Origin of the sequence: Citrobacter sp. Cf088, assembly GCF_030334295.1 — a bacterium.
Classification (GTDB): Bacteria; Pseudomonadota; Gammaproteobacteria; order Enterobacterales; family Enterobacteriaceae; genus Citrobacter; species Citrobacter freundii.
In genome coordinates this window covers 19,801-42,972 of the sequence record NZ_JAOWEE010000058.1, presented here as the reverse complement: position 1 = coordinate 42,972, position 23,172 = coordinate 19,801, and the positions used below count along the sequence as shown (strand labels likewise).

The following is a 23,172-nucleotide window of genomic DNA, read 5'->3' as shown; positions in this document are numbered from 1 at the left end:
TGAGCGACCCGTTTTCACCGTAATCGAAATTACAGCAGTTCTTTTGCTTTCGCGACCACGTTGTCTACGGTGAAGCCGAATTCTTCAAACAGCAGTTCTGCCGGTGCAGACTCACCAAAGGTAGTCATACCGACAATAGCGCCGTTCAGGCCCACGTATTTGAACCAGTAGTCAGCAATGCCAGCTTCGATAGCGACGCGAGCAGAGACGGCTTTCGGCAGTACGGATTCACGGTAAGCCGCATCCTGCTTGTCGAATGCATCGGTAGACGGCATGGAAACCACGCGCGCTTTCACGCCTTCAGCGGTCAGTTTGTCCCAGGCAGCCACGGCAAGTTCAACTTCAGAACCGGTGGCGATGAAGATCAACTCCGGCTGACCCGCGCAATCTTTCAGCACGTAGCCACCGCGAGCGATGTTCGCCAGTTGCTCTGCGGTACGTTCCTGCTGTGCCAGGTTCTGACGGGAGAGGATCAGCGCGGTCGGGCCGTCCTGACGCTCAACACCGTATTTCCATGCTACTGCGGATTCAACCTGGTCACACGGACGCCATGTGCTCATGTTCGGGGTCACACGCAGAGAAGCAACCTGCTCTACCGGCTGGTGAGTCGGGCCATCTTCACCCAGACCGATGGAGTCGTGAGTATAGACCATCACCTGACGCTGTTTCATCAGCGCAGCCATACGCACCGCGTTACGGGCATATTCCACGAACATCAGGAAGGTGGAGGTGTACGGCAGGAAACCACCATGCAGGGAAATACCGTTTGCGATAGCGGTCATACCGAATTCACGTACACCGTAATGGATGTAGTTACCGGCAGTATCTTCGTTGATGGCCTTAGAACCAGACCACAGAGTCAGGTTAGACGGTGCCAGGTCAGCAGAGCCGCCGAGGAATTCAGGCAGCAGAGGACCGAAGGCTTCAATCGCGTTCTGAGAAGCTTTACGGCTGGCGATTTTCGCCGGATTAGCCTGCAGCTTAGCAATGAACTCGTTGGCTTTCGCGTCGAAGTCAGACGGCATTTCACCTTTCATACGACGGGTGAATTCAGCAGCTTCCTGCGGGAAAGCTTTGGCATAAGCAGCGAACTTCTCGTTCCATGCGGCTTCTTTTGCCTGGCCGGCTTCTTTCGCATCCCACTGCGCGTAGATTTCAGACGGGATTTCGAACGGCGCGTATTTCCAGCCCAGCTGTTCGCGGGTCAGTGCGATTTCTGCATCGCCCAGCGGTGCACCGTGAGAGTCGTGGGTACCGGCTTTGTTCGGAGAACCGAAACCGATGATGGTTTTGCACATCAGCAGGGACGGTTTGTCGGTCACTGCGCGTGCTTCTTCAACAGCGCGTTTAATCGCGTCAGCATCGTGACCATCTACACCACGAATCACGTGCCAGCCGTAAGCTTCGAAACGCTTCGCGGTGTCATCGGTGAACCAGCCTTCAACGTGGCCATCGATAGAGATGCCGTTGTCATCGTAGAACGCAACCAGTTTACCCAGTTTCAGCGTACCAGCCAGGGAACATACCTCGTGAGAGATACCTTCCATCATGCAGCCGTCGCCCATGAAAGCATAGGTGAAGTGGTCAACGATGTCGTGACCAGGACGGTTAAACTGCGCCGCCAGCGTTTTTTCAGCGATAGCCATACCCACTGCATTCGCAATGCCCTGACCCAAAGGACCGGTCGTGGTTTCAACACCCGCGGTGTAACCCACTTCCGGGTGACCCGGCGTTTTGGAGTGCAGCTGACGGAAGTTCTGCAGCTCGGACATCGGCAGATCATAGCCGGTGAGGTGCAGCAGGCTGTAAATCAGCATTGAACCGTGGCCGTTAGACAGCACGAAACGGTCACGGTCAGCCCAGGACGGGTTAGTCGGGTTGTGGTTCAGGAAATCACGCCACAGGACTTCGGCAATGTCAGCCATACCCATCGGGGCACCCGGGTGACCGGATTTGGCTTTCTGTACTGCGTCCATGCTCAGCGCACGAATAGCATTGGCAAGCTCTTTACGTGAGGACATTTTGACTCCAGATCGGATAATGAAGGCCACGCCCTAAACGACTTGACGACAGCGCGTTTTGGGCTACGCCGGAAAAAAGTGCCAACAATGTAACCCAAGCCGCGTGTCATGTACATGGAGCATCCTTTTACCGCTTCAGAAATCTCTGGATCATGCGCGCAAGTTGCGCAATCTTCTCGCCCGCTTATTGTTCTTTTCTTTATACTTATGCCGAGCGTCGGTTCACCTGCAAACGACGCATTTTTTAGAATAATCCTGACTTTGTGCGGAAGAGAAAAAATGAAAATTCGCGCTTTACTGCTTGCTACGAGCATGGCGGCGGCATTGACCGGCTGCCAGAACATGGACTCAAACGGACTGCTTTCCTCAGGCGCAGAGGCTTTTCAGGCCTACAGTCTGAGCGATGCGCAGGTAAAAGCGCTGAGCGATCAGGCCTGTAAGGATATGGACAGCAAAGCTACGATCGCCCCGGCTGGCAGCGAGTATGCAACGCGTCTTGGCAAAATCGCCGCCGCGCTTGGCGATAACATTAACGGCCAGCCGGTGAACTACAAAGTCTATATGGCGAAAGATGTAAATGCCTTTGCCATGGCGAACGGCTGTATCCGCGTATACAGCGGCCTGATGGATATGATGACAGACAACGAAGTCGAAGCGGTGATCGGCCACGAAATGGGTCACGTTGCGCTGGGTCACGTGAAAAAAGGGATGCAGGTTGCGCTGGGTACGAACGCCGTGCGCGCAGCTGCGGCTTCCGCTGGCGGGATTGTCGGCAGCCTGTCGCAATCGCAATTGGGCGATCTTGGCGAGAAACTGGTGAACTCGCAGTTCTCCCAGCGTCAGGAATCCGAGGCGGATGATTACTCGTATGATCTGTTGCGCAAACGTGGGATCAATCCGGCTGGCTTAGCCACCAGTTTTGAGAAACTGGCAAAACTGGAAGCAGGACGTCAAAGCTCAATGTTTGACGATCATCCGGCATCCGCAGAACGTGCGCAACATATTCGCGATCGCATGAGCGCAGACGGGATCAAATAATCTTCGAACAGTGCCGGATGGCGGCGTGAACGCCTTATCCGGCCTACAGAATTACAAATTTAGTCCAATGATCGGGCGTTATTGGCGAGGCCAGTTTGAGACCGGACAGCGCACAGCCACCGGAGCGTACACGTAGTACGTGAGGATGGCGAGCACTGCCCGGGTTCAAAATGGCGAGTAAAATAGCCCGAAACCGTTACTCGCCTTTTTTCGCCGCCTGGATATAGAGCATTTCTAATGCTAACGTTGCCGCCGCCAGTGCGGTGATCTCTGACTGATCGTAGGCCGGAGCCACTTCAACAACATCCATCCCGACGATGTTCAGATCTTTCAGACCACGTACCAGTTTAATAGCACGATCGGAAGTCAGACCGCCGATCACTGGCGTACCGGTTCCTGGTGCAAACGCCGGATCCAGACAGTCGATATCAAAAGTCAGGTATACCGGCATATCACCGACAATCTGCTTAACCTGAGCGATAATGTCATCAACGCTGCGGTCGTTAACCTGGCACGCATCCAGTACGGTAAAGCCGTTGTCTTTGTCAAACTCGGTACGAATACCGATCTGCACAGAGTGATTCGGATCGATCAGACCTTCGTTCGGCGCAGTGTAGAACATGGTACCGTGGTCGAATTCGCAGCCGTTCGCGTAGGTGTCGGTGTGAGCATCAAAGTGCACCAGCGCCATTTTACCAAAGTGTTTAGCGTGTGCGCGCAGCAGCGGTAGCGTGACGAAGTGGTCGCCGCCAAAGGAGAGCATGCGCTTACCGGCAGACAGCAGCTTCTCAGCATGCGCCTGCAGTTTTTCACTCATTTCACGCGCATCCCCGAACGCATAAACCAGATCGCCGCAGTCCACCACGTTCAGGCGCTCGCGCATATCGAAGTTCCACGGGAATCGGTTGTGCTCCCAGGCCAGGTTGGTGGACACCTGACGGATTGCCGCCGGACCATGACGCCCGCCCGCACGACCAGACGTTGCCATATCAAACGGTACACCGGTGATCACCCAGTCGGCGTCGCTGTCGTACGGCATGAAGTTCATCGGCAGACGTAAAAAACCAAAGGCGTTAGAAACCAGGGAGTTGTCGTATTGATGACCTAAGGTGCTCATGTACTGACCTCTTTAAAAATCGATGAAAAAAAATCCCCTCCGCGTCGTTAAGCCCGACGAGGAAGGGATTGATTTGGTAACTGCATATTTACGGCAAATTATCGCCGTTATTTTGTACGGATTCAAGTGAGTGCCACAAATGCTGCCCCCGCGGATTCCGACTGCCGGATGGCGGCTTCGCCTTATCCGGCCTACTTTCGTAGGAACGGTAAGCGCAGCGCCACCAGGCATTTATCGTTACTCATCTTCCAGATAAGTATAACCGTACAGACCGGCTTCAAACTCTTCGAGGAACTGCTGTTGCAGCTCAGCGTCCAGATCGGTGTTTTTCACCTGGTCACGGAACTGCGTCAGCAGGGTGTTCGGATCCAGCTGCACGTATTGCAGCATATCCGCCACGGTATCCCCTTCGTCGGACAGCTCAACTTCTACGCTGCCGTCAGGGAAGACGAACACGTCAACCGCTTCGGTATCACCAAACAAGTTGTGCATGTTGCCGAGGATCTCCTGGTACGCACCTACCATAAAGAAGCCAAGCATCGGCGGGTTCTCAGGGTCGTATTCCGGCATCGGCATGGTGGTCGCAATGCCATCACCGTCAACGTAGTGGTCGATAGCGCCATCAGAGTCGCAGGTGATATCCAACAGCACCGCACGGCGTTCAGGCACCTGATTCAACCCTTCCAGCGGCATTACCGGGAACAGCTGATCGATCCCCCACGCATCCGGCATCGACTGGAACAGCGAGAAGTTGACGTAAATCTTATCCGCCATACGCTCCTGCAGCTCGTCGATAATCGGACGGTGCGCACGGTTGCTCGGGTCGAGTTGTTTCTGCACTTCATGGCACATGTTCAGATACAGCTGCTCTGCCCACGCACGCTCCTGCAGGCTAAAGGTGCCTGAAGAGTACCCAACGTGAATATCGTGCAGATCCATCTGGCTGTCGTGCAGCCATTCACGCAGCGAACGACGGGTTCCCGGTTCATGCATCTCTTGCCAGGTTTCCCACATGCTTTGCAGGGCACGTGGCGCATCGTCAGCCGGAGGTGTGGCTTCGGTGTGTTCGCTACGCTCAACGCCGATAATGTTAGATACCAGCACGGTATGGTGCGCGGTTACCGCGCGGCCAGACTCGGTGATTACCGTCGGATGCGGCAGACCGTGTTCTTCACAGGCGTCACCAATAGCCCAGATGATGTTGTTGGCGTATTCGTTCAAACCGTAGTTTACGGAACAGTCAGACTGCGAACGGGTACCTTCGTAATCCACACCCAGACCACCGCCCACGTCGAAGCACTGGATATTAACGCCAAGCTTGTGCAGCTCAACGTAGAAACGCGCCGACTCACGTACGCCGGTGGCGATATCACGAATGTTCGCCATTTGGGAGCCGAGATGGAAGTGCAGCAACTGGATGCTGTCCAGACGACCACGCTCGCGCAGAATTTCTACCAGTTGCAGCACCTGGTTTGCCGCCAGGCCGAATTTTGATTTCTCACCGCCGGAGGACTGCCACTTGCCAGAGCCCTGCGACGCCAGACGCGCACGCACGCCCAGACGCGGAACGACATTCAGGCGTTCAGCTTCATCCAGCACGATAGCGATTTCAGACATCTTCTCGATGACCAGATAGACCTTATGGCCCATCTTCTCGCCAATCAGTGCCAGACGGATATATTCGCGGTCTTTATAACCGTTACACACGATCACGCTACGGGTCATTCCGGCATGGGCCAGAACGGCCATCAATTCAGCTTTGGAACCAGCTTCCAGCCCCAGCGGTTCGCCGGAGTGGATCAGCGATTCAATCACGCGACGATGCTGGTTGACCTTGATCGGGTAAACGAGGAAATAGTCACCGTTGTAACCGTAAGATTCACGGGCTCGTTTAAACGCGGCGTTAATCGAACGCAAACGATGTTGCAGGATCTGCGGGAAGCAGAACAATGCAGGCAGACGCTGGCCCTGCGCTTCACGGGCTTTCACCAACTCAGCAAGGTCAACGCGCGCTTCGGGTACGTCCGGATCCGGGCACACGCTGATGTGGCCCAGTTCATTGACGTCGTAGTAGTTATTACCCCACCAGGCAATATTGTAAGTACGCAGCATCTTGCTGGCTTCCTGGGAACTCATTGCAACCTCCTGCATGGAGCGTAGTACACCGTGTTCGCCTGCTGACGAAGGCGAACCCAAAGAAATGTCGTCAGACATAGCGAACCTCAAATTTTATTAACAAGTGTAAAACAGTTGACTACTATCGCAATCCGAAGACGCGATAACAACCCAAATACAGGCAGAATTTGCAGCAGATAGTGCTGACGCTCCGACTGTGCGACCGGTTTCTTTTTCATATCAATGTAAACACGTAACCGAACTTAATGCTGACGGTTCGGCGAAACCACGAGAAAACTCTTGTTTACCAAGAGCGCCCTTGTTCAGTTCTTAGTGACCGTTACCGGCCCTGGAGTCCTGAGAAGCGCCGAGATGGGTATAACATCGGCAGGTATGCAAGATGCAGATTGCGGGGAACATATGTACACCAGAACGGTGCGACAGATTCAGCAGAATACAACGGTTCATTATCTCGTATCACCTCCACGGTTGCTCCTGACGGAACGAACCCACAAGCCAAAGCTAAAGTCTTAACCCGGCTGGAAGTGGCAACACGATGAAAACGTCGTGTGCTTTTGTCTATCCTAAATAATCCGAGTTGCGGGAAGGCGGCAACGCAGGGAGTCCCCCGGAGCTTACATGAGTAAGTGACTGGGGCAAGCGAGGAAGCCAACGCACATGCAACTTGAAGTATGACGGATATGAGCCGCGCGCCGCGTTTTATACCCATAAGGAAGTCAAAAAGCAAAAGATAAATGCGCGCATTGCCAGCACCGTCAGGAAAAATTTCCAGTTACATTTTCAGTACAATGCGACCTCAATCAAAAAAAGCTGGAAATCAGGCGAAGAACTGTCCTAAAATAGCCGTCCAGATGTTAATCCATCTATACCGATTAACACTCAGACTGCCAGTGTCCGTCATCTGCAGACTCATGGTAGAATCTTCTACACATGGCTATTCCACTCGACAGTTTGAGCTAACCAAATTCTCCTTAGGTGAAATTAAATATGGCAAAACACCTTTTTACGTCCGAGTCCGTATCAGAAGGGCATCCTGACAAAATCGCTGACCAAATCTCTGATGCCGTGCTGGATGCAATCCTTGAACAGGATCCGAAAGCACGCGTTGCCTGCGAAACCTACGTCAAAACCGGTATGGTTTTAGTTGGCGGTGAGATCACCACCAGCGCATGGGTTGATATCGAAGAGATCACCCGTAATACGGTTCGCGAAATTGGCTATGTGCATTCCGACATGGGCTTTGACGCCAACTCTTGTGCGGTACTGAGCGCGATTGGTAAACAGTCTCCGGACATCAACCAGGGTGTTGACCGCGCCGATCCGCTGGAACAGGGCGCAGGCGACCAGGGTCTGATGTTTGGTTATGCAACCAACGAAACCGATGTGCTGATGCCAGCTCCAATTACCTATGCTCACCGTCTGGTGCAGCGTCAGGCTGAAGTGCGTAAAAATGGCACCTTATCCTGGCTGCGTCCGGATGCAAAAAGCCAGGTTACCTTCCAGTATGACGACGGCAAAATCGTCGGTATTGATGCGGTTGTTCTGTCGACTCAGCACTCTGAAGACATCGATCAGAAATCGCTGCAAGAAGCCGTTATGGAAGAGATCATCAAGCCGGTACTGCCTACTGAATGGCTGACTGCTTCGACCAAGTTCTTCATCAACCCAACCGGTCGTTTCGTAATCGGCGGTCCAATGGGCGACTGTGGACTGACAGGTCGTAAAATCATCGTTGATACCTACGGCGGCATGGCGCGTCACGGCGGCGGTGCATTCTCTGGTAAGGATCCGTCTAAAGTTGACCGTTCCGCAGCCTATGCAGCTCGTTACGTCGCGAAAAACATTGTTGCCGCTGGTCTGGCTGATCGCTGTGAGATTCAGGTTTCCTACGCAATCGGCGTGGCTGAACCGACCTCTATCATGGTGGAAACGTTTGGTACTGAAAAAGTGCCTTCTGAGCAACTGACCCTGCTGGTGCGCGAGTTCTTCGACCTGCGCCCGTATGGCCTGATTCAGATGCTGGATCTGCTGCACCCGATTTACAAAGAAACTGCTGCTTACGGTCACTTTGGTCGCGAACATTTCCCATGGGAAAAAACCGACAAAGCCGCTCTGCTGCGTGAAGCTGCCGGTCTGAAGTAATTCCCTCACGGTTCAACGCTTATGAAGACCAGCCTCGCGCTGGTCTTTTTTATGTCCATTTCTCTTCCATACCCCATAGCCAAAGCTACGCTAACCTCCCTTGTTGTAAACAGCAAATGAAAGCGATTACATATCGTAGAATTTCGATCCAACATGAATCAACATCTCTTCGTTACTGTGATTGCATCACTGTTACATTATATTTCAGCATTATCTTAAACCCAGACAATCAATGTTATTCATGTGAAATAAATAACGTTATTTTTCAATCAAATAACCAATAACTTACATGAATGCCAGTGTAACCGATTACACTAATGTGATGTGATTCGCATTTTTTTACCCCGTACTCACCTACCCTTAACATCAACAAAACTAGCTACCCAACCGGAGGGCATCATGCCTGACAATAAAAAAACGGGGCGTTCCAACAAAGCCATGACATTTTTTGTCTGCTTTCTTGCAGCCCTGGCTGGATTACTTTTTGGCCTGGATATCGGTGTTATTGCCGGAGCTTTACCGTTCATCACCGACGAGTTCCAAATTACCCCCCACACTCAGGAATGGGTGGTGAGTTCGATGATGTTTGGTGCAGCCGTGGGTGCCGTCGGCAGCGGTTGGCTCTCCTTCAAACTGGGGCGTAAAAAGAGTTTGATGATCGGCGCAATCCTGTTTGTTGCCGGTTCACTGTTTTCCGCCGCGGCACCAAACGTTGAAGTGCTGTTGGTTTCCCGCGTGCTGCTCGGCCTTGCGGTAGGCGTTGCGTCTTATACCGCGCCGCTTTACCTGTCTGAAATTGCCCCGGAAAAAATTCGTGGCAGCATGATCTCTATGTATCAGTTGATGATCACCATCGGTATTTTGGGTGCGTATCTTTCCGATACGGCGTTTAGCTACAGCGGCGCATGGCGCTGGATGCTGGGCGTGATCATCATCCCTGCCCTGCTGCTGCTGGTTGGCGTTATCTTCCTGCCGGACAGCCCACGCTGGTTTGCTGCTAAACGTCGTTTTGTCGATGCTGAACGTGTTCTGTTGCGTTTGCGTGATACCAGCGCAGAAGCCAAACGCGAGCTGGATGAAATTCGTGAAAGTCTGCAGGTGAAGCAGAGCGGCTGGGCGCTGTTTAAAGAAAACAGCAACTTCCGCCGCGCGGTATTCCTTGGCGTCCTGTTACAGGTGATGCAGCAGTTCACCGGGATGAACGTCATTATGTATTACGCACCGAAAATCTTTGAGCTGGCGGGCTACACCAACACCACAGAGCAGATGTGGGGGACTGTTATCGTCGGTCTGACCAACGTGCTGGCAACCTTTATCGCCATTGGCCTGGTTGACCGTTGGGGCCCGCTGATCCTCGGCTTTATCGTGATGGCCGTCGGTATGGGCGTGCTGGGCACGATGATGCACGTGGGTATTCACTCGGCATCCGCACAATACTTCGCTGTACTGATGCTGCTGATGTTTATCGTTGGCTTTGCCATGAGCGCCGGTCCGCTGATTTGGGTTCTGTGCTCTGAAATCCAACCGCTGAAAGGCCGCGATTTCGGTATCACCTGCTCTACCGCAACCAACTGGATTGCCAATATGATCGTCGGTGCAACCTTCCTGACGATGCTGAACTCGCTGGGAAGCGCCAATACTTTCTGGGTCTACGGTGGTCTGAACGTCCTGTTCATCTTCCTGACCCTGTGGCTGATACCTGAAACTAAAAATGTCTCTCTGGAACACATTGAACGTAACCTGATGAAAGGTCGTAAACTGCGCGAAATTGGCGCACACGACTAATCACGAAAAGCTTCCTCCCCCGCGGGAGGAAGCCTTCCTCTTGCAGTCCCTTCCCTGCCGCACTATCCTCTGGCGTTATGAAAACCTCCCGTCTCCCTATCGCCATCCAGCAAGCCGTTATGCGCAGCCTGCGGGAAAAACTCGCTCAGGCCAATCTCAAGCTAGAACGCAATTACCCGGAGCCAAAGCTGGTTTACCAACAGCGCGGAACCGCCGCGGGTACCGCGTGGCTACAAACCTACGAAATTCGTCTGAATCCCGTCCTGCTGATGGAGAACGTTGACGCGTTCGTTAACGAAGTGGTGCCCCATGAACTGGCGCATTTACTGGTGTGGAAATACTTTGGCCGCGTGCCGCCGCACGGCAAAGAGTGGAAATGGATGATGGAAAGCGTGCTGGGCGTGCCAGCCCGACGTACGCATCAGTTCGAACTGCAATCCGTGCAGCGTAAGACCTTTACTTACCGCTGCAAGTGTCAGGAACACCAACTGACCGTACGCCGCCATAACCGCGTGATACGCGGCGAAGCCACCTACCGCTGCGTTCACTGCGGCGAACCACTGATTGCAGAATAATCTTCAGAATTATCAGGAACTTTTCTGATCTAACTGATTGCATACAGGAATGACTTTCGCTACGTTGCGGGCTCGTTTTGACACGGAGTTCGTGATGTACCGTAATTTTTCTTTTGCTGCGGCCTTGTTAGCCGCAGCATTTTCAGGCCCGGCTTTAGCCGAAGGCATCAACAGTTTTTCTCAGGCAAAAGCGGCGGGCGTCAAAGTTAACGCCGATGCACCAGGCGATTTCTACTGCGGTTGTAAAATTAACTGGCAAGGCAAAAAAGGGGTCGTGGACCTCGAATCCTGCGGCTATAAAGTGCGAAAAAACGAAAACCGCGCCAGTCGAATTGAATGGGAGCACGTTGTCCCCGCCTGGCAGTTTGGTCATCAGCGTCAGTGCTGGCAGGACGGAGGGCGTAAAAACTGCGCTAAAGATCCGGTCTATCGCAAAATGGAAAGCGATATGCATAACCTGCAGCCTGCGGTAGGTGAAGTGAATGGCGATCGCGCTAACTTCATGTACAGCCAGTGGAACGGTGGCGAAGGCCAGTATGGACAGTGCGCGATGAAGGTTGATTTCAAAGAGAAAGTTGCCGAGCCGCCTGCCCGCGCCCGTGGCGCCATCGCGCGTACCTATTTTTATATGCGCGACCAATACAACCTGACGCTCTCTCGCCAGCAAACCCAGCTTTTTAATGCCTGGAATAAGCAGTATCCGGTCACCGACTGGGAGTGTGAGCGCGACGAACGCATCGCGAAGGTACAGGGGAATCATAACCCCTATGTGCAACGCGCTTGCCAGGCGCAAAAGAGCTAACCTACACTAGCGGCAATATTTTTAACCATGCCCTGCCTGTTGCAGCCCAGGGCCATGACGCGGATGTTTAACTATGCGCATTCCTCGCATTTATCACCCAGAGCCACTCGCTTCCGGTAGCCAAATTTCACTGTGTGAAGATGCTGCCAACCATATCGGCCGCGTACTACGTATGGGGCCAGGCCAGCCGCTACAGCTGTTTGATGGCAGCAATCAGGTATTCGACGCCGAAATTACCCACGCCAGTAAGAAAAGCGTGGAAGTGAAGGTGCTTAACGCTGAACTCGACGATCGGGAATCACCGTTGCATATCCACCTGGGCCAGGTAATGTCGCGCGGTGAAAAAATGGAATTTACTATCCAGAAATCGATTGAACTGGGTGTAAGCCTCATTACGCCACTTTTTTCTGAGCGTTGCGGCGTTAAACTGGACAATGAACGCCTGAACAAGAAGCTCCAGCAGTGGCAGAAAATCGCCATTGCCGCCTGCGAACAGTGCGGTCGTAATCGGGTGCCTGAAATTCGCCCGGCAATGGACCTGGAAGCATGGTGCGCAGAACAGGACGAAGGACTGAAGCTCAATCTGCATCCTCGCGCCAGCGCCAGCATTAACACGCTGCCGCTCCCGGTGGAGCGTATCCGCTTGCTGATTGGCCCGGAAGGTGGGTTGTCGGCAGATGAAATTGCCATGACCGCACGGTATCAGTTTACTGATATTCTGTTAGGACCTCGCGTTCTGCGTACTGAGACAACTGCGCTCACCGCCATTACCGCGCTTCAGGTGCGTTTTGGCGATCTGGGCTAAGGCATAAACGGAGAAGAACATGATCAAGCTCGGCATCGTGATGGATCCCATCGCAAGCATCAACATCAAGAAAGATTCCAGTTTCGCTATGCTGCTGGAAGCGCAACGCCGCGGTTACGAAATTCATTATATGGAGATGGCCGATCTTTATCTGATCAACGGTGAAGCCCGCGCCCATACGCGTACCCTGAGCGTAGAGCAGAACTACGACAAATGGTATGAGTTCAAGAGCGAACAGGATCTCCCGCTGGCAGACCTGGACGTTATTCTGATGCGTAAGGATCCGCCGTTTGATACCGAGTTCATCTACGCGACCTATATTCTGGAACGTGCAGAAGAGAAAGGAACGCTGATCGTCAACAAACCGCAGAGCCTGCGCGACTGCAACGAAAAGTTGTTCACCGCATGGTTTGCCGATCTGACGCCGGAAACGCTGGTCACGCGTAATAAAGCGCAGCTGAAAGCCTTCTGGCAAAAACACAGCGACATCATTCTCAAACCGCTGGACGGCATGGGCGGGGCCTCTATTTTCCGCGTGAAGGAAGGCGATCCGAACCTTGGCGTTATTGCGGAAACGCTGACCGAGCACGGTACCCGCTACTGCATGGCGCAGAACTATCTGCCAGCCATTAAAGACGGCGATAAACGCGTGCTGGTGGTCGATGGCGAACCCGTTCCTTACTGCCTGGCGCGTATTCCGCAGGGTGGTGAAACCCGTGGCAACCTGGCCGCAGGTGGTCGTGGCGAGCCGCGTCCATTAACCGACAGTGACTGGGAAATTGCCCGTCGCATTGGGCCAACGCTGAAAGCGAAAGGTTTGATTTTTGTCGGTCTGGATATCATTGGCGATCGTCTGACGGAAATTAACGTCACCAGCCCAACCTGTATTCGTGAAATTGAAGCGGAGTTCCCGGTTTCGATTACCGGTATGCTGATGGATGCTATTGAAGCGCGCCTGCAAAAATAAAAGAACTCGCCGGTAGAAGGGACCCTACCAATACTAATAGTGACAGCGCTCCTGTTTGTACGCATACTGGGCGCTGTTGCTTTTTTGAACCAGGAAACAGAACCTCTGACAATGAATTTACAGCATCACTTTCTAATTGCCATGCCTGCTCTCCAGGATCCAATTTTCCGCCGTTCCGTGGTGTATATCTGCGAACACAATGAGAACGGAGCAATGGGGATTATCGTCAATAAGCCTCTGGAAAACTTACAAATTGAAGGGATTCTGGAAAAGCTGAAGATTACTCCAGAAGAACGCGATCCGGCCATTCGTCTGGATAAGCCCGTGATGCTCGGCGGCCCGTTGGCAGAAGACCGTGGATTTATACTTCATACCCCACCGTCGCGCTTTGCATCCAGTATTCGCATTTCTGATAACACCATCATCACAACCTCCCGCGATGTATTAGAAACTCTGGGCACGCAGGAGCAACCATCCGAGGTGCTGGTGGCATTAGGCTATTCATCATGGGAAAAGGGCCAACTGGAACAAGAGTTACTGGATAACGCCTGGCTTACGGCCCCTGCCGATCTCAACATCTTATTCAAAACGCCGATTGCCGACCGCTGGCGCGATGCGGCGAAGCTTATCGGGATAGATATTCAGACCATGCCCGGCGTGGCGGGACACGCATGATGAACGGAACATTACTCTCTTTTGATTTTGGTACGAAAAGTATCGGCGTCGCCGTGGGTCAGCGCATTACCGGTACGGCCAGGCCATTGCCCGCCATCAAAGCACAGGACGGTACGCCAGACTGGAATTTGATTGAACGCCTGCTGAAAGAGTGGCAACCGGATGAAATCATTGTCGGCCTGCCGCTCAACATGGATGGCACCGAACAGCCCCTTACCGCGCGCGCACGTAAATTCGCTAACCGCATTCATGGTCGCTTTGGCGTAACCGTAACGCTGCACGATGAACGTTTGAGCACCGTCGAAGCCCGCTCAGGCCTGTTTGAGCAAGGCGGTTACCGGGCGTTGAATAAAGGCAAAGTGGACTCCGCTTCTGCCGTTATTATCCTGGAAAGCTATTTCGAGCAAGGCTATTAAAGCCGCCCCTGCGCCTGTCGCTGCTGTAAACTTTGTGCAAACGTCTGCATACCTGTCTGCTGCCCGGTTTGAATCACGCCGGGTAGCTGATGCGTTTTCCCTTCGCGGATCAAATTGCCCACGGCGGGCGTGTTGACGAGCAGTTCGAATAGCGCCACGCGTCCCCCCTGCTTATCCTCCTCCAGTTTTTGCGAAAGAACCGCCCGCAGGCTATCTGCCAGTTGGTTACGCACAGGATCTTTCTCTGTTGCTGCAAAGGAATCCACCAGCCGCGCGATGGCCTGCGCCGCACCTCGCGTATGTAACGTTGCCAGCACCAGATGTCCGGTCTCCGCCGCCGTTAATGCCAGCCGAATGGTTTCCACGTCGCGCAGCTCACCCAGCAAAATAACGTCGGGATCTTCGCGTAGCGCACCGCGCAAACCGGTGGCGAAAGAGGCGCAGTGTGCTCCCACCTCCCGCTGTTGAATCAGACAACGTCGGCTGGTGTAGCGATATTCAATAGGATCTTCCAGCGTCAGAATGTGCCCCTCAATATGCTGATTAAGATACTCCACCATCGCAGCCAGGGTCGTAGATTTACCGCTGCCGGTAGCGCCTGTCACCAGAATCAACCCGTTTTCACTGTGAAGCAGTTCAGGTATGAACGCGGGAGGCTGAAGATCGTCTAAATGGGGACAATCCAGCGGTAGCAGTCTTAGCGCCAGCGAGGTTCCCTGCAGATGGACAAATGCGCTGGCGCGCAGCCGCCGGGAGTCCGTCAGGGTAACGGCAAAATCAATCTGCCCTTGCTCCTGCAACTGTACCTGTTGTTGCTCACTGAGCCAGCACATCAGCAGATTCTCTACGTCAGGCGCGGTAAACGGTGCGCTTTCGACTTTTCCATGTCTGCGCCAACGCGCAGGCCATGCATTGCACAGGTGTAGATCCGACACGTTATGCTTTACACTAAGGGCCACTATTTCTTCCATATTCATATGAACATCCTCGGAAAATGAACGATATCGCGCATAACCTGGCACATGTCCGGGACAAAATCTCAGCCGCCGCGACGCGTTGCGGGCGGTCTTCAGAAGAAGTTATGTTGCTTGCAGTCAGCAAAACCAAACCTGCGAGCGCCATCGAAGAAGCCATTACCGCAGGGCAACGTGCCTTCGGTGAAAACTATGTCCAGGAAGGGGTGGATAAAATCCGCTACTTTCAGGAAAAAGGCGTCAACGATCTGCAGTGGCACTTTATCGGCCCGCTGCAGTCCAACAAAAGTCGTCTGGTCGCCGAGCACTTTGACTGGTGCCATACGATCGACCGTCTACGTATCGCTGCCCGTCTGAGCGAACAGCGCCCGGCAGACCTGCAGCCGCTGAATGTGCTGATCCAGATTAATATCAGCGATGAGAACAGTAAGTCAGGGATTCCGCTGGCAGAGCTTGATGCCCTGGCCGCTGAAGTCGCTGCGCTGCCGCGCATTACCCTGCGTGGTTTGATGGCTATTCCCGCTCCTGAGTCAGATTATGTAAGGCAGTTTGAAGTTGCACAGCAAATGGCTGTAGCATTTGCCGGGTTGAAAACACGCTATCCAAATATCGATACGCTCTCGCTGGGGATGTCTGATGATATGGATGCCGCTATCGCGGCGGGTAGCACGATGGTGCGCATCGGCACTGCCATTTTTGGTGCTCGTGATTACACTAAAAAATAAGGAAAATTAAGGAACACCATGAATACGTTGACCTTCCTGCTCTCAACGGTAATTGAGCTGTATACCATGGCGCTGCTGCTGCGCGTGTGGATGCAATGGTCTCGCTGCGATTTCTACAACCCGTTCTCGCAGTTTATTGTGAAAATCACTCAGCCCATTATTGGGCCGTTACGCCGTATTATTCCGCCAATGGGGCCCATTGACAGCGCATCAGCATTAGTCGCGCTCGTTCTCAGCTTTATCAAAGCCATCGTGCTATTTAAGGTGGTCACGTTCCAGCCGATCATCTGGATCGCCGCCGTGCTGATTGTCCTGAAGACCATTGGGCTGCTGATTTTCTGGGTGCTGCTGGTAATGGCGATTATGAGCTGGGTCAGCCAGGGTCGCAGTCCGGTGGAGTACGTGCTGATTCAACTGGCGGATCCGCTGTTGCGTCCTATCCGTCGCATACTTCCAGGCATGGGCGGGATCGATTTCTCCCCAATGATTCTGGTTCTGCTGCTCTATGTCATTAACATGGGTATCGCGGAAGTGTTACAGGCGACAGGCAACATACTGCTGCCGGGGCTGTGGATGGCGCTATGAGTGCCGTTACACCCTGCGACGACGGTCTGGTTTTACGGCTCTATATTCAGCCGAAAGCCAGCCGTGACAGTATTGTGGGTTTACATGGCGACGAAGTTAAAGTCGCCATTACCGCCCCGCCGGTCGATGGACAAGCCAACAGCCATCTGGTGAAGTTTCTCGGCAAACAGTTCCGCGTAGCGAAAAGCCAGGTCGTTATTGAGAAGGGCGAGCTTGGTCGTCACAAACAGGTTAAAATTATTCATCCGCAACAGATCCCGCCCGAAATTGCGGCGCTAACTGATTAGGTATCCCATGCAAAAAGTTGTCCTCGCGACCGGCAATGCCGGTAAAGTGCGTGAACTCGCCTCTCTTCTGAGTGATTTCGGTCTTGATGTTGTTGCCCAAACGGATCTGGGAGTTGATTCTGCAGAAGAGACCGGACTGACGTTTATTGAGAACGCCATTCTGAAGGCGCGTCATGCCGCGCAAATTACGGGTTTGCCAGCCATTGCTGATGACTCCGGCCTGGCAGTAAATGCCCTTGGCGGCGCGCCGGGTATCTATTCAGCCCGCTATTCCGGCGAAGATGCGACCGATCAGCAGAACCTGGAAAAACTGCTGCACACCCTGCGGGATGTCCCGGATGACCAGCGTCAGGCGCAATTCCACTGCGTGCTGGTGTATATGCGCCATGCGGACGATCCCACGCCTTTAGTGTGCCACGGAAGCTGGCCGGGCGTGATTACCCGTGAACCGGCCGGAAACGGTGGTTTTGGTTACGACCCAATCTTTTTTGTGCCGTCCGAAGGAAAAACAGCTGCTGAGCTGACCCGCGAAGAAAAAAGTGCGATTTCTCACCGCGGACAGGCACTGAAGCTGCTGCTGGATGCCCTGCGCAATGGTTAACCTTCCGCCGCTAAGTCTTTATATTCACATCCCCTGGTGCGTGCAGAAATGCCCGTACTGCGACTTTAACTCGCATGCGCTTAAGGGCGAGGTTCCTCATGACGACTATGTTCAGCACCTGCTGAACGATCTGGATACTGAGGTGGCCCACGCCCAGGGGCGGGAAGTAAAGACAATTTTTATCGGTGGTGGTACGCCGAGCCTGCTTTCTGGCCCGGCAATGCAAACGCTGCTCGACGGCGTGCGTGCACGGCTGAATCTGGCCGCAGATGCAGAAATCACAATGGAGGCGAATCCCGGGACGGTGGAAGCCGATCGCTTTGTTGATTATCAACGCGCTGGCGTAAACCGTATCTCGATTGGCGTACAGAGCTTTAGCTCCGCCAAACTCGAGCGTCTGGGACGTATTCACGGGCCGGAAGAAGCCAAACGAGCAGCACACCTGGCGAGCGGTCTGGGGCTACGCAGCTTTAACCTCGACCTGATGCATGGTTTGCCAGATCAGACGCTGGAAGAGGCGCTGGGCGATTTACAGCAGGCCATCGCGCTCAACCCACCGCATCTTTCCTGGTATCAGTTGACCATCGAACCCAACACGCTGTTCGGTTCCCGACCGCCTGTTTTACCAGACGATGATGCGCTGTGGGATATTTTTGAGCAAGGCCACCAGTTGCTGACCGCCGCCGGGTATCAACAGTACGAAACCTCAGCCTATGCAAAGCCGGGCTATCAGTGTCAGCACAACCTTAATTACTGGCGTTTTGGCGACTATCTCGGTATTGGCTGCGGCGCGCATGGCAAAATTACGTTCCCGGACGGGCGCATTCTGCGTACCACCAAAACGCGGCATCCGCGTGGCTACATGCAAGGGCGTTATCTCGAAAGCCAGCGTGATGTCGCCGAAGCCGATAAGCCGTTCGAGTTCTTTATGAATCGTTTCCGGTTGCTTGAGGCCGCGCCTCGCGCGGAGTTCAGACAATATACCGGGCTTACCGAGGACGTTATTCGTCGACAGATCGATGAGGCTATTTCCCAGGGCTACCTGAGTGAATGCGATGAATACTGGCAGATTACTCAACACGGTAAGCTGTTTTTGAACTCTCTGTTGGAGCTGTTTCTGGCGGAGTAATACGGTAATGATGTAGGCCGGATAAGGCCTTGAGCCGCATCCGGCAAATTGCCTGATGGCGCTGCGCTTATCAGGCCTACAGGGTTAGGTCGATGAGCGCAGCCACCTTCAGCCATTAATACTGATTAAACATTTCCTGGATCTGCTTAGGATCCTTGGTTTGAGTCAGCGCAAGCTGCAGCAGAACACGTGCTTTTTGCGGGTTCAGGGAACCTGAAGCCACAAATCCGTATTTTGCATCATCAACTTCTGCATCCTGCGTGGTGGCACCCGTTGGTACACGAGATGAACGCACCACAACGGTACCTTTATGCGCGGCGGTTGCCAGCGTATCGAAAATGGTTTTATACAAGTTACCGTTACCTACACCCGCACTAACGATCCCTGCGTAACCCGCATCTACCAGCGCTTTTGCCGGCAGATCGGAGGCGTTAGCATAGTTGTAAACAATCCCAACTTTCGGCAGCTCGGTCAGCTTAGAAACATCGAACGGAGTAGACGTGGTGTGCTTACGCGCAGGCGTACGCTGGTAGTCGATTTTACCGTTATGAATGTAACCCAACGGGCCGTAGTTAACGGATTTGAAGGTAGCAACGTCGGTAGTGTTGGTTTTAGTCACGTCGCGACCATCCATAACGGTGTCGTTCATCACCACCAGCACTCCGCGGTTGGCAGAGGCTTTGTCTGCGGCAGTTACCACTGCGTTATACAGGTTGAACGGGCCATCAGCGCTCATACCCGTAGATGGACGCATGGCGCCGACCAGCACGACCGGCTTGTTGCACTTGACGGTCAGGTCGAGGAAATAGGCGGTTTCTTCCATGGTATCCGTACCATGTGTCACCACGAAGCCGTCGGTTTTATCACACTCGGTATTAATCTTTTTGGCCAGCGTTAACCAGACTTCGTCATTCATATCCTGGGAGCCGATGTTCACCACCTGCTCGCCTTTAACGACAGCGATATCTTTCAACTGAGGTACGGCCTCAACCAGATTTTCTACGCCAACCTTGCCTGCCGTGTAGTTAGATTTTGTCGCGGAATCACCACCGCCGGCAATCGTCCCGCCGGTCGCTAAAATGGTGATGTTTGGCAGTGCAAGCGCCGCGCCGCTGAAACCCATAACCAGTGCGGCAAGCGCCGTTTTCTTGAAAAACTCCATGTTATTTCTCCAGTTACTTGAATTTGCAGCATTATGTCTATCCTACAGATGAATAATGTGACGAGTTCCAATTAACCAGATTTATATCTCCATCAAATTGCCATTCTTAGAGATGGATATCAAAAAAACAGAAAAGTACAAAATAAAACGGCGCAGAATGTTTCTGCGCCGTTAAAAAGAGGTGAAGATTATTTCAGAGTGCTAACCAGCGTTTTACGATCGTTTTCCAGCGTCACGACGCGGGCACAAACATCTTTGCCAAACTGTTGGAAGTCTTGTTCCTGATTCTTCCATTCGTTTTGAATTGAGGTTTGCAAGCCACCAAGGCTACCGAGCACGCCCTGCAACGGATTACCACCACCTTTGAGTACGGCTTTGGCACCCATTTCGTTGATGCTGTCCTGCAAAATACCGCCCATCGCCTGATTAACCAGCTGTTGTCCGTCCGCGCGGACTTGATCAATCGCCTTATAATGGAAGGTCAGACCATCAGTTCGATGCTCGATGATACGGTTCATCTGCTCTTTCAATTGCGCATCCAGCTTGGTTAAGCGGCCACGCATGTTGCTGCTTTCACCGACCTCTTTGGCGATGATTTTATCCAGCGCCACGCGACCTTTCTCTACGCGCGCTCTGGCACCTTCGTCAATCCACGGCAGGCTGCTACGCAACGCCGCCTGATAATCTTTGGCCTGCTCACGCTGTGCGGCGTTCAGGCTGTACTGTTTACCGTTGAAGGTGACATCGCCGGTCTGGGTAATAATCAGGTCGCCGTTCTCGCCCTTCACCTGCACCGTTTGTGGGCTCAAAATCACATCGTCACGCGGGGTGACGCTGCACTGGTAATCTGCATGTGCGGCCATCGCCGTGAACGTTAGGACTGCCGCCAGCAGCGTTTTGCGCATCATATCTTTCCCTCAAGACAAATCGGGCCGGCATTTGCCGACCCTGTGCTACTTAGTCCCACCAAATATCGAAAAGTTCGCTGGTACGCACTTCTTCTAGTTTGTGCTCTTCCAGCCACTTACGCACGATTGCCTGGTGTTCTTCGGTGCATTTGCCGATTTCCTGCAGACAGATCAGACCTTCCCAGGCCAGATAGCCGCTGCCGTCAAAAGCCAGCTTGTTCGGTTCGATAACTTCATTGATAAAGTCATCAACGATTTGATCGACCTGCTCTCCAGATGTACCTTCCGGGAAACGCCATGCAACCGAAAATCCTACTTCCTGGAATTCTTCGATGTGCATCTTTTTACGCAGACGACGGCTACGGTTCTTTGCCATTATTTCACCCTCTCGAACATTAAGTCCCATACGCCGTGGCCAAGACGATGACCACGTTGTTCAAATTTGGTTACCGGGCGCGATTGTGGGCGCGGTACATAATCGTTACTCTCGGACTGGTTTTTATACCCGTCAATGGAGGACATCACTTCCAGCATATGTTCCGCATAAGCTTCCCAGTCGGTTGCCATGTGGAATACGCCGCCTAGCTTCAGCTTACTTAAGATATGCTCAGCAAACGGTACCTGAACGATACGGCGTTTATTATGACGTGCTTTATGCCACGGGTCAGGGAAAAACAGCTGAACCATAGATAAAGAATTGTCAGGAATCATTTTATGCAGGACTTCAACGGCATCATGGCACATGACGCGCAGGTTCTCGACACCCTCTTCATGGGCTGAAGCCAGACACGCACCAACGCCCGGCGAGTGAACCTCAATGCCAAGGAAATTCTGTTCCGGACGCGCTTTCGCCATTGCGACCAGCGACGCTCCCATACCAAAACCGATTTCCAGCGTGACTGGCGCATCACGGCCAAACAGTTCTGCGAAATTTACAGGCTCTTCGCTGAACTCAACGCCCATCACCGGCCAGTAGTTTTCCAGCGCGTGCTCCTGCCCTTTCGTCAGTCGCCCCTGGCGACGAACAAAACTACGAATCCGGCGCAGAGGGCGGCCGTTTTCATCAAATTCCGGTGAAATGACGTCGTTCTTCATAAAAGTTTAGTCTGCTGTGTTTGAGTTCTGAAAACGGGCATTATCCAAAGTTAGTTGCCGGATGCAAGTAAAGGAAGAAAGTGAGCAGCGGAAAGTTCCGGTTTACACCCCGTTGCCGCTGTGCTGCAATCTTGCCCCCGGCAATAATGAAACGGTAATCATGCAAGCGTCTCAATTCTCGGCTCAGGTTTTGAGCTGGTACGACAAATACGGGCGGAAAACGCTGCCCTGGCAAATTGATAAGACGCCTTACAAAGTATGGCTCTCTGAGGTAATGCTGCAACAAACTCAGGTTGCGACCGTTATCCCTTATTTTGAGCGCTTTATGGCGCGCTTCCCAACGGTAACGGATTTAGCCCATGCGCCGCTGGATGAGGTTCTGCATTTGTGGACCGGGCTGGGTTATTACGCCCGAGCGCGTAATCTGCATAAAGCCGCGCAGCAGGTTGTCACGCTGCATAGCGGTATATTTCCGCAAACTTTTGATGAGGTGGCCGCCCTACCTGGCGTCGGTCGCTCAACCGCAGGCGCGATCCTTTCCCTCTCTCTGGGTCAGCATTTTCCGATTCTCGACGGTAACGTCAAACGCGTGCTGGCTCGCTGTTATGCTGTAAACGGCTGGCCGGGTAAAAAAGAGGTCGAAAAGAAGCTGTGGGAGTTGAGCGAGCAGGTGACGCCCGCCCATGGCGTTGAACGTTTTAATCAGGCGATGATGGATTTAGGCGCCATGGTCTGTACGCGCTCAAAACCTAAATGTTCGCTGTGTCCGTTGGAAAATGGCTGTGTGGCCAGCGCCAATGCAAGCTGGGCGTTGTACCCGGGTAAAAAACCCAAGCAAACGCTGCCGGAACGAACGGGCTATTTTTTACTGATGCAGCATGATGACGAAGTGCTGCTCGCACAGCGACCGCCCAGCGGCTTATGGGGTGGTTTATACTGTTTTCCACAGTTTGACGACGAAGATGGACTGCGCAACTGGCTGGCGCAACGGCAAATTAACGCAGATAATCTGACCCAACTTAATGCGTTTCGCCATACCTTTAGCCATTTCCACTTAGACATTGTGCCTATGTGGCTTCCTGTGTCTTCATTCGGCTCATGCATGGATGAAGGCAACGCGCTCTGGTATAACTTAGCGCAACCGCCGTCGGTCGGACTGGCGGCTCCCGTGGAGCGTTTGTTACAGCAATTACGTGCCGGTACACACGTTTAACGTACCGGTCGATA

25 protein-coding genes are annotated in these 23,172 nt (G+C 53.2%); 15 read left to right on the top strand and 10 right to left on the bottom strand.

Annotated features, from left to right (window positions below; genetic code table 11):
- Nucleotides 1–29 precede the first annotated feature (29 nt).
- A complete protein-coding gene (tkt, locus tag OGV71_RS23545; RefSeq protein ID WP_003027049.1) occupies nt 30–2,021 on the bottom strand; it encodes a transketolase in 1,992 nt (663 codons plus the stop codon).
- A gap of 279 nt (nt 2,022–2,300) precedes the next feature.
- Between tkt and loiP the strand changes: the two genes are divergently transcribed.
- Complete coding sequence (gene loiP, locus OGV71_RS23540) at nt 2,301–3,059, top strand: metalloprotease LoiP (RefSeq protein WP_003027053.1); 759 nt, start codon at nt 2,301–2,303, stop codon at nt 3,057–3,059.
- Between the two features lie 196 nt (nt 3,060–3,255).
- Here loiP and speB read toward each other — a convergent pair whose 3' ends face one another.
- The 4 genes from speB to yqgG form a co-directional block, all read right to left on the bottom strand.
- Nucleotides 3,256–4,176: an agmatinase gene (speB, locus tag OGV71_RS23535; protein ID WP_003027056.1), complete on the bottom strand. Its 921-nt coding sequence runs from the start codon at nt 4,174–4,176 to the stop codon at nt 3,256–3,258.
- A 237-nt stretch (nt 4,177–4,413) separates the two neighbouring features.
- Complete coding sequence (gene speA / locus OGV71_RS23530; protein WP_003027059.1) at nt 4,414–6,390, bottom strand: biosynthetic arginine decarboxylase; 1,977 nt, start codon at nt 6,388–6,390, stop codon at nt 4,414–4,416.
- An 8-nt stretch (nt 6,391–6,398) separates the two neighbouring features.
- A complete protein-coding gene (yqgB, locus tag OGV71_RS23525; protein ID WP_003027062.1) occupies nt 6,399–6,530 on the bottom strand; it encodes an acid stress response protein YqgB in 132 nt (43 codons plus the stop codon).
- A gap of 91 nt (nt 6,531–6,621) precedes the next feature.
- Nucleotides 6,622–6,759 carry a small protein YqgG gene (gene yqgG, locus OGV71_RS23520; RefSeq protein ID WP_269147429.1) on the bottom strand — a complete coding sequence of 46 codons (138 nt, stop codon included), beginning with the start codon at nt 6,757–6,759 and terminating at the stop codon, nt 6,622–6,624.
- 540 nt (nt 6,760–7,299) lie between these two features.
- Between yqgG and metK the strand changes: the two genes are divergently transcribed.
- From metK to ruvX, 8 genes are all read left to right on the top strand, one after another.
- Complete coding sequence (gene metK, locus OGV71_RS23515) at nt 7,300–8,454, top strand: methionine adenosyltransferase (RefSeq protein WP_003027071.1); 1,155 nt, start codon at nt 7,300–7,302, stop codon at nt 8,452–8,454.
- 399 nt (nt 8,455–8,853) lie between these two features.
- Nucleotides 8,854–10,239, top strand: a complete 1,386-nt coding sequence (locus OGV71_RS23510; protein WP_286534097.1) for a sugar porter family MFS transporter — start codon at nt 8,854–8,856, stop codon at nt 10,237–10,239.
- A 77-nt stretch (nt 10,240–10,316) separates the two neighbouring features.
- Nucleotides 10,317–10,814, top strand: coding sequence for a SprT family zinc-dependent metalloprotease (locus tag OGV71_RS23505; RefSeq protein ID WP_003838223.1), 498 nt, complete (start codon nt 10,317–10,319; stop codon nt 10,812–10,814).
- 94 nt (nt 10,815–10,908) lie between these two features.
- Entirely contained in the window at nt 10,909–11,616 is a 708-nt protein-coding gene (gene endA, locus OGV71_RS23500; RefSeq protein WP_016150969.1) for a deoxyribonuclease I, read from the top strand.
- 73 nt (nt 11,617–11,689) lie between these two features.
- Complete coding sequence (gene rsmE / locus OGV71_RS23495) at nt 11,690–12,421, top strand: 16S rRNA (uracil(1498)-N(3))-methyltransferase (protein WP_003027080.1); 732 nt, start codon at nt 11,690–11,692, stop codon at nt 12,419–12,421.
- A gap of 19 nt (nt 12,422–12,440) precedes the next feature.
- Nucleotides 12,441–13,388 carry a glutathione synthase gene (gene gshB, locus OGV71_RS23490; protein ID WP_003027083.1) on the top strand — a complete coding sequence of 316 codons (948 nt, stop codon included), beginning with the start codon at nt 12,441–12,443 and terminating at the stop codon, nt 13,386–13,388.
- A gap of 111 nt (nt 13,389–13,499) precedes the next feature.
- On the top strand, nt 13,500–14,063 hold the full coding sequence (locus OGV71_RS23485; protein WP_003027086.1) for a YqgE/AlgH family protein: 564 nt from the start codon (nt 13,500–13,502) through the stop codon (nt 14,061–14,063).
- Nucleotides 14,063–14,479 carry a Holliday junction resolvase RuvX gene (ruvX, locus tag OGV71_RS23480; protein ID WP_003027087.1) on the top strand — a complete coding sequence of 139 codons (417 nt, stop codon included), beginning with the start codon at nt 14,063–14,065 and terminating at the stop codon, nt 14,477–14,479. Before OGV71_RS23485 ends, ruvX begins: the two co-directional genes overlap by 1 nt.
- Here ruvX and OGV71_RS23475 read toward each other — a convergent pair.
- The gene (locus OGV71_RS23475; protein ID WP_204583286.1) at nt 14,476–15,456 is read right to left on the bottom strand and encodes a type IV pilus twitching motility protein PilT; all 981 of its coding nucleotides are present in this window, start codon (nt 15,454–15,456) and stop codon (nt 14,476–14,478) included. The genes ruvX and OGV71_RS23475 overlap by 4 nt on opposite strands.
- A gap of 17 nt (nt 15,457–15,473) precedes the next feature.
- Here OGV71_RS23475 and OGV71_RS23470 point away from each other — a divergent pair, with 17 nt between their 5' ends.
- Genes OGV71_RS23470 through hemW form a run of 5 tightly spaced genes read left to right on the top strand, consistent with a single transcriptional unit; the run spans nt 15,474 to nt 18,780 of the window.
- Nucleotides 15,474–16,178: a YggS family pyridoxal phosphate-dependent enzyme gene (locus OGV71_RS23470; RefSeq protein ID WP_071687445.1), complete on the top strand. Its 705-nt coding sequence runs from the start codon at nt 15,474–15,476 to the stop codon at nt 16,176–16,178.
- Nucleotides 16,179–16,196: 18 nt separating this feature from the next.
- On the top strand, nt 16,197–16,763 hold the full coding sequence (locus OGV71_RS23465; RefSeq protein ID WP_003027097.1) for a YggT family protein: 567 nt from the start codon (nt 16,197–16,199) through the stop codon (nt 16,761–16,763).
- Entirely contained in the window at nt 16,760–17,050 is a 291-nt protein-coding gene (yggU, locus tag OGV71_RS23460; protein ID WP_003027101.1) for a DUF167 family protein YggU, read from the top strand. Before OGV71_RS23465 ends, yggU begins: the two co-directional genes overlap by 4 nt.
- Nucleotides 17,051–17,057: 7 nt before the next feature.
- On the top strand, nt 17,058–17,651 hold the full coding sequence (locus OGV71_RS23455) for an XTP/dITP diphosphatase (RefSeq protein WP_003027104.1): 594 nt from the start codon (nt 17,058–17,060) through the stop codon (nt 17,649–17,651).
- Nucleotides 17,644–18,780, top strand: a complete 1,137-nt coding sequence (hemW, locus tag OGV71_RS23450) for a radical SAM family heme chaperone HemW (protein ID WP_204583285.1) — start codon at nt 17,644–17,646, stop codon at nt 18,778–18,780. The genes OGV71_RS23455 and hemW overlap by 8 nt, the downstream gene beginning before the upstream one ends.
- 115 nt (nt 18,781–18,895) lie before the next feature.
- Here the strand turns inward: hemW and ansB are convergent, their stop codons facing one another.
- From ansB to trmB, 4 genes are all read right to left on the bottom strand, one after another.
- Nucleotides 18,896–19,942 (bottom strand): L-asparaginase 2, encoded by a 1,047-nt coding sequence (ansB, locus tag OGV71_RS23445; protein WP_003027108.1) that lies wholly within the window; start codon nt 19,940–19,942, stop codon nt 18,896–18,898.
- A 188-nt stretch (nt 19,943–20,130) separates the two neighbouring features.
- Nucleotides 20,131–20,850: a YggN family protein gene (locus tag OGV71_RS23440; RefSeq protein ID WP_032950065.1), complete on the bottom strand. Its 720-nt coding sequence runs from the start codon at nt 20,848–20,850 to the stop codon at nt 20,131–20,133.
- Nucleotides 20,851–20,899: 49 nt separating this feature from the next.
- Nucleotides 20,900–21,226, bottom strand: a complete 327-nt coding sequence (locus tag OGV71_RS23435; protein ID WP_003027115.1) for a YggL family protein — start codon at nt 21,224–21,226, stop codon at nt 20,900–20,902.
- Nucleotides 21,226–21,945 (bottom strand): tRNA (guanosine(46)-N7)-methyltransferase TrmB, encoded by a 720-nt coding sequence (gene trmB, locus OGV71_RS23430; RefSeq protein ID WP_003027117.1) that lies wholly within the window; start codon nt 21,943–21,945, stop codon nt 21,226–21,228. The genes OGV71_RS23435 and trmB overlap by 1 nt, the downstream gene beginning before the upstream one ends.
- Before the next feature lie 160 nt (nt 21,946–22,105).
- Between trmB and mutY the strand changes: the two genes are divergently transcribed.
- Entirely contained in the window at nt 22,106–23,158 is a 1,053-nt protein-coding gene (gene mutY / locus OGV71_RS23425) for an A/G-specific adenine glycosylase (RefSeq protein WP_003846351.1), read from the top strand.
- Nucleotides 23,159–23,172: the final 14 nt, after the last annotated feature.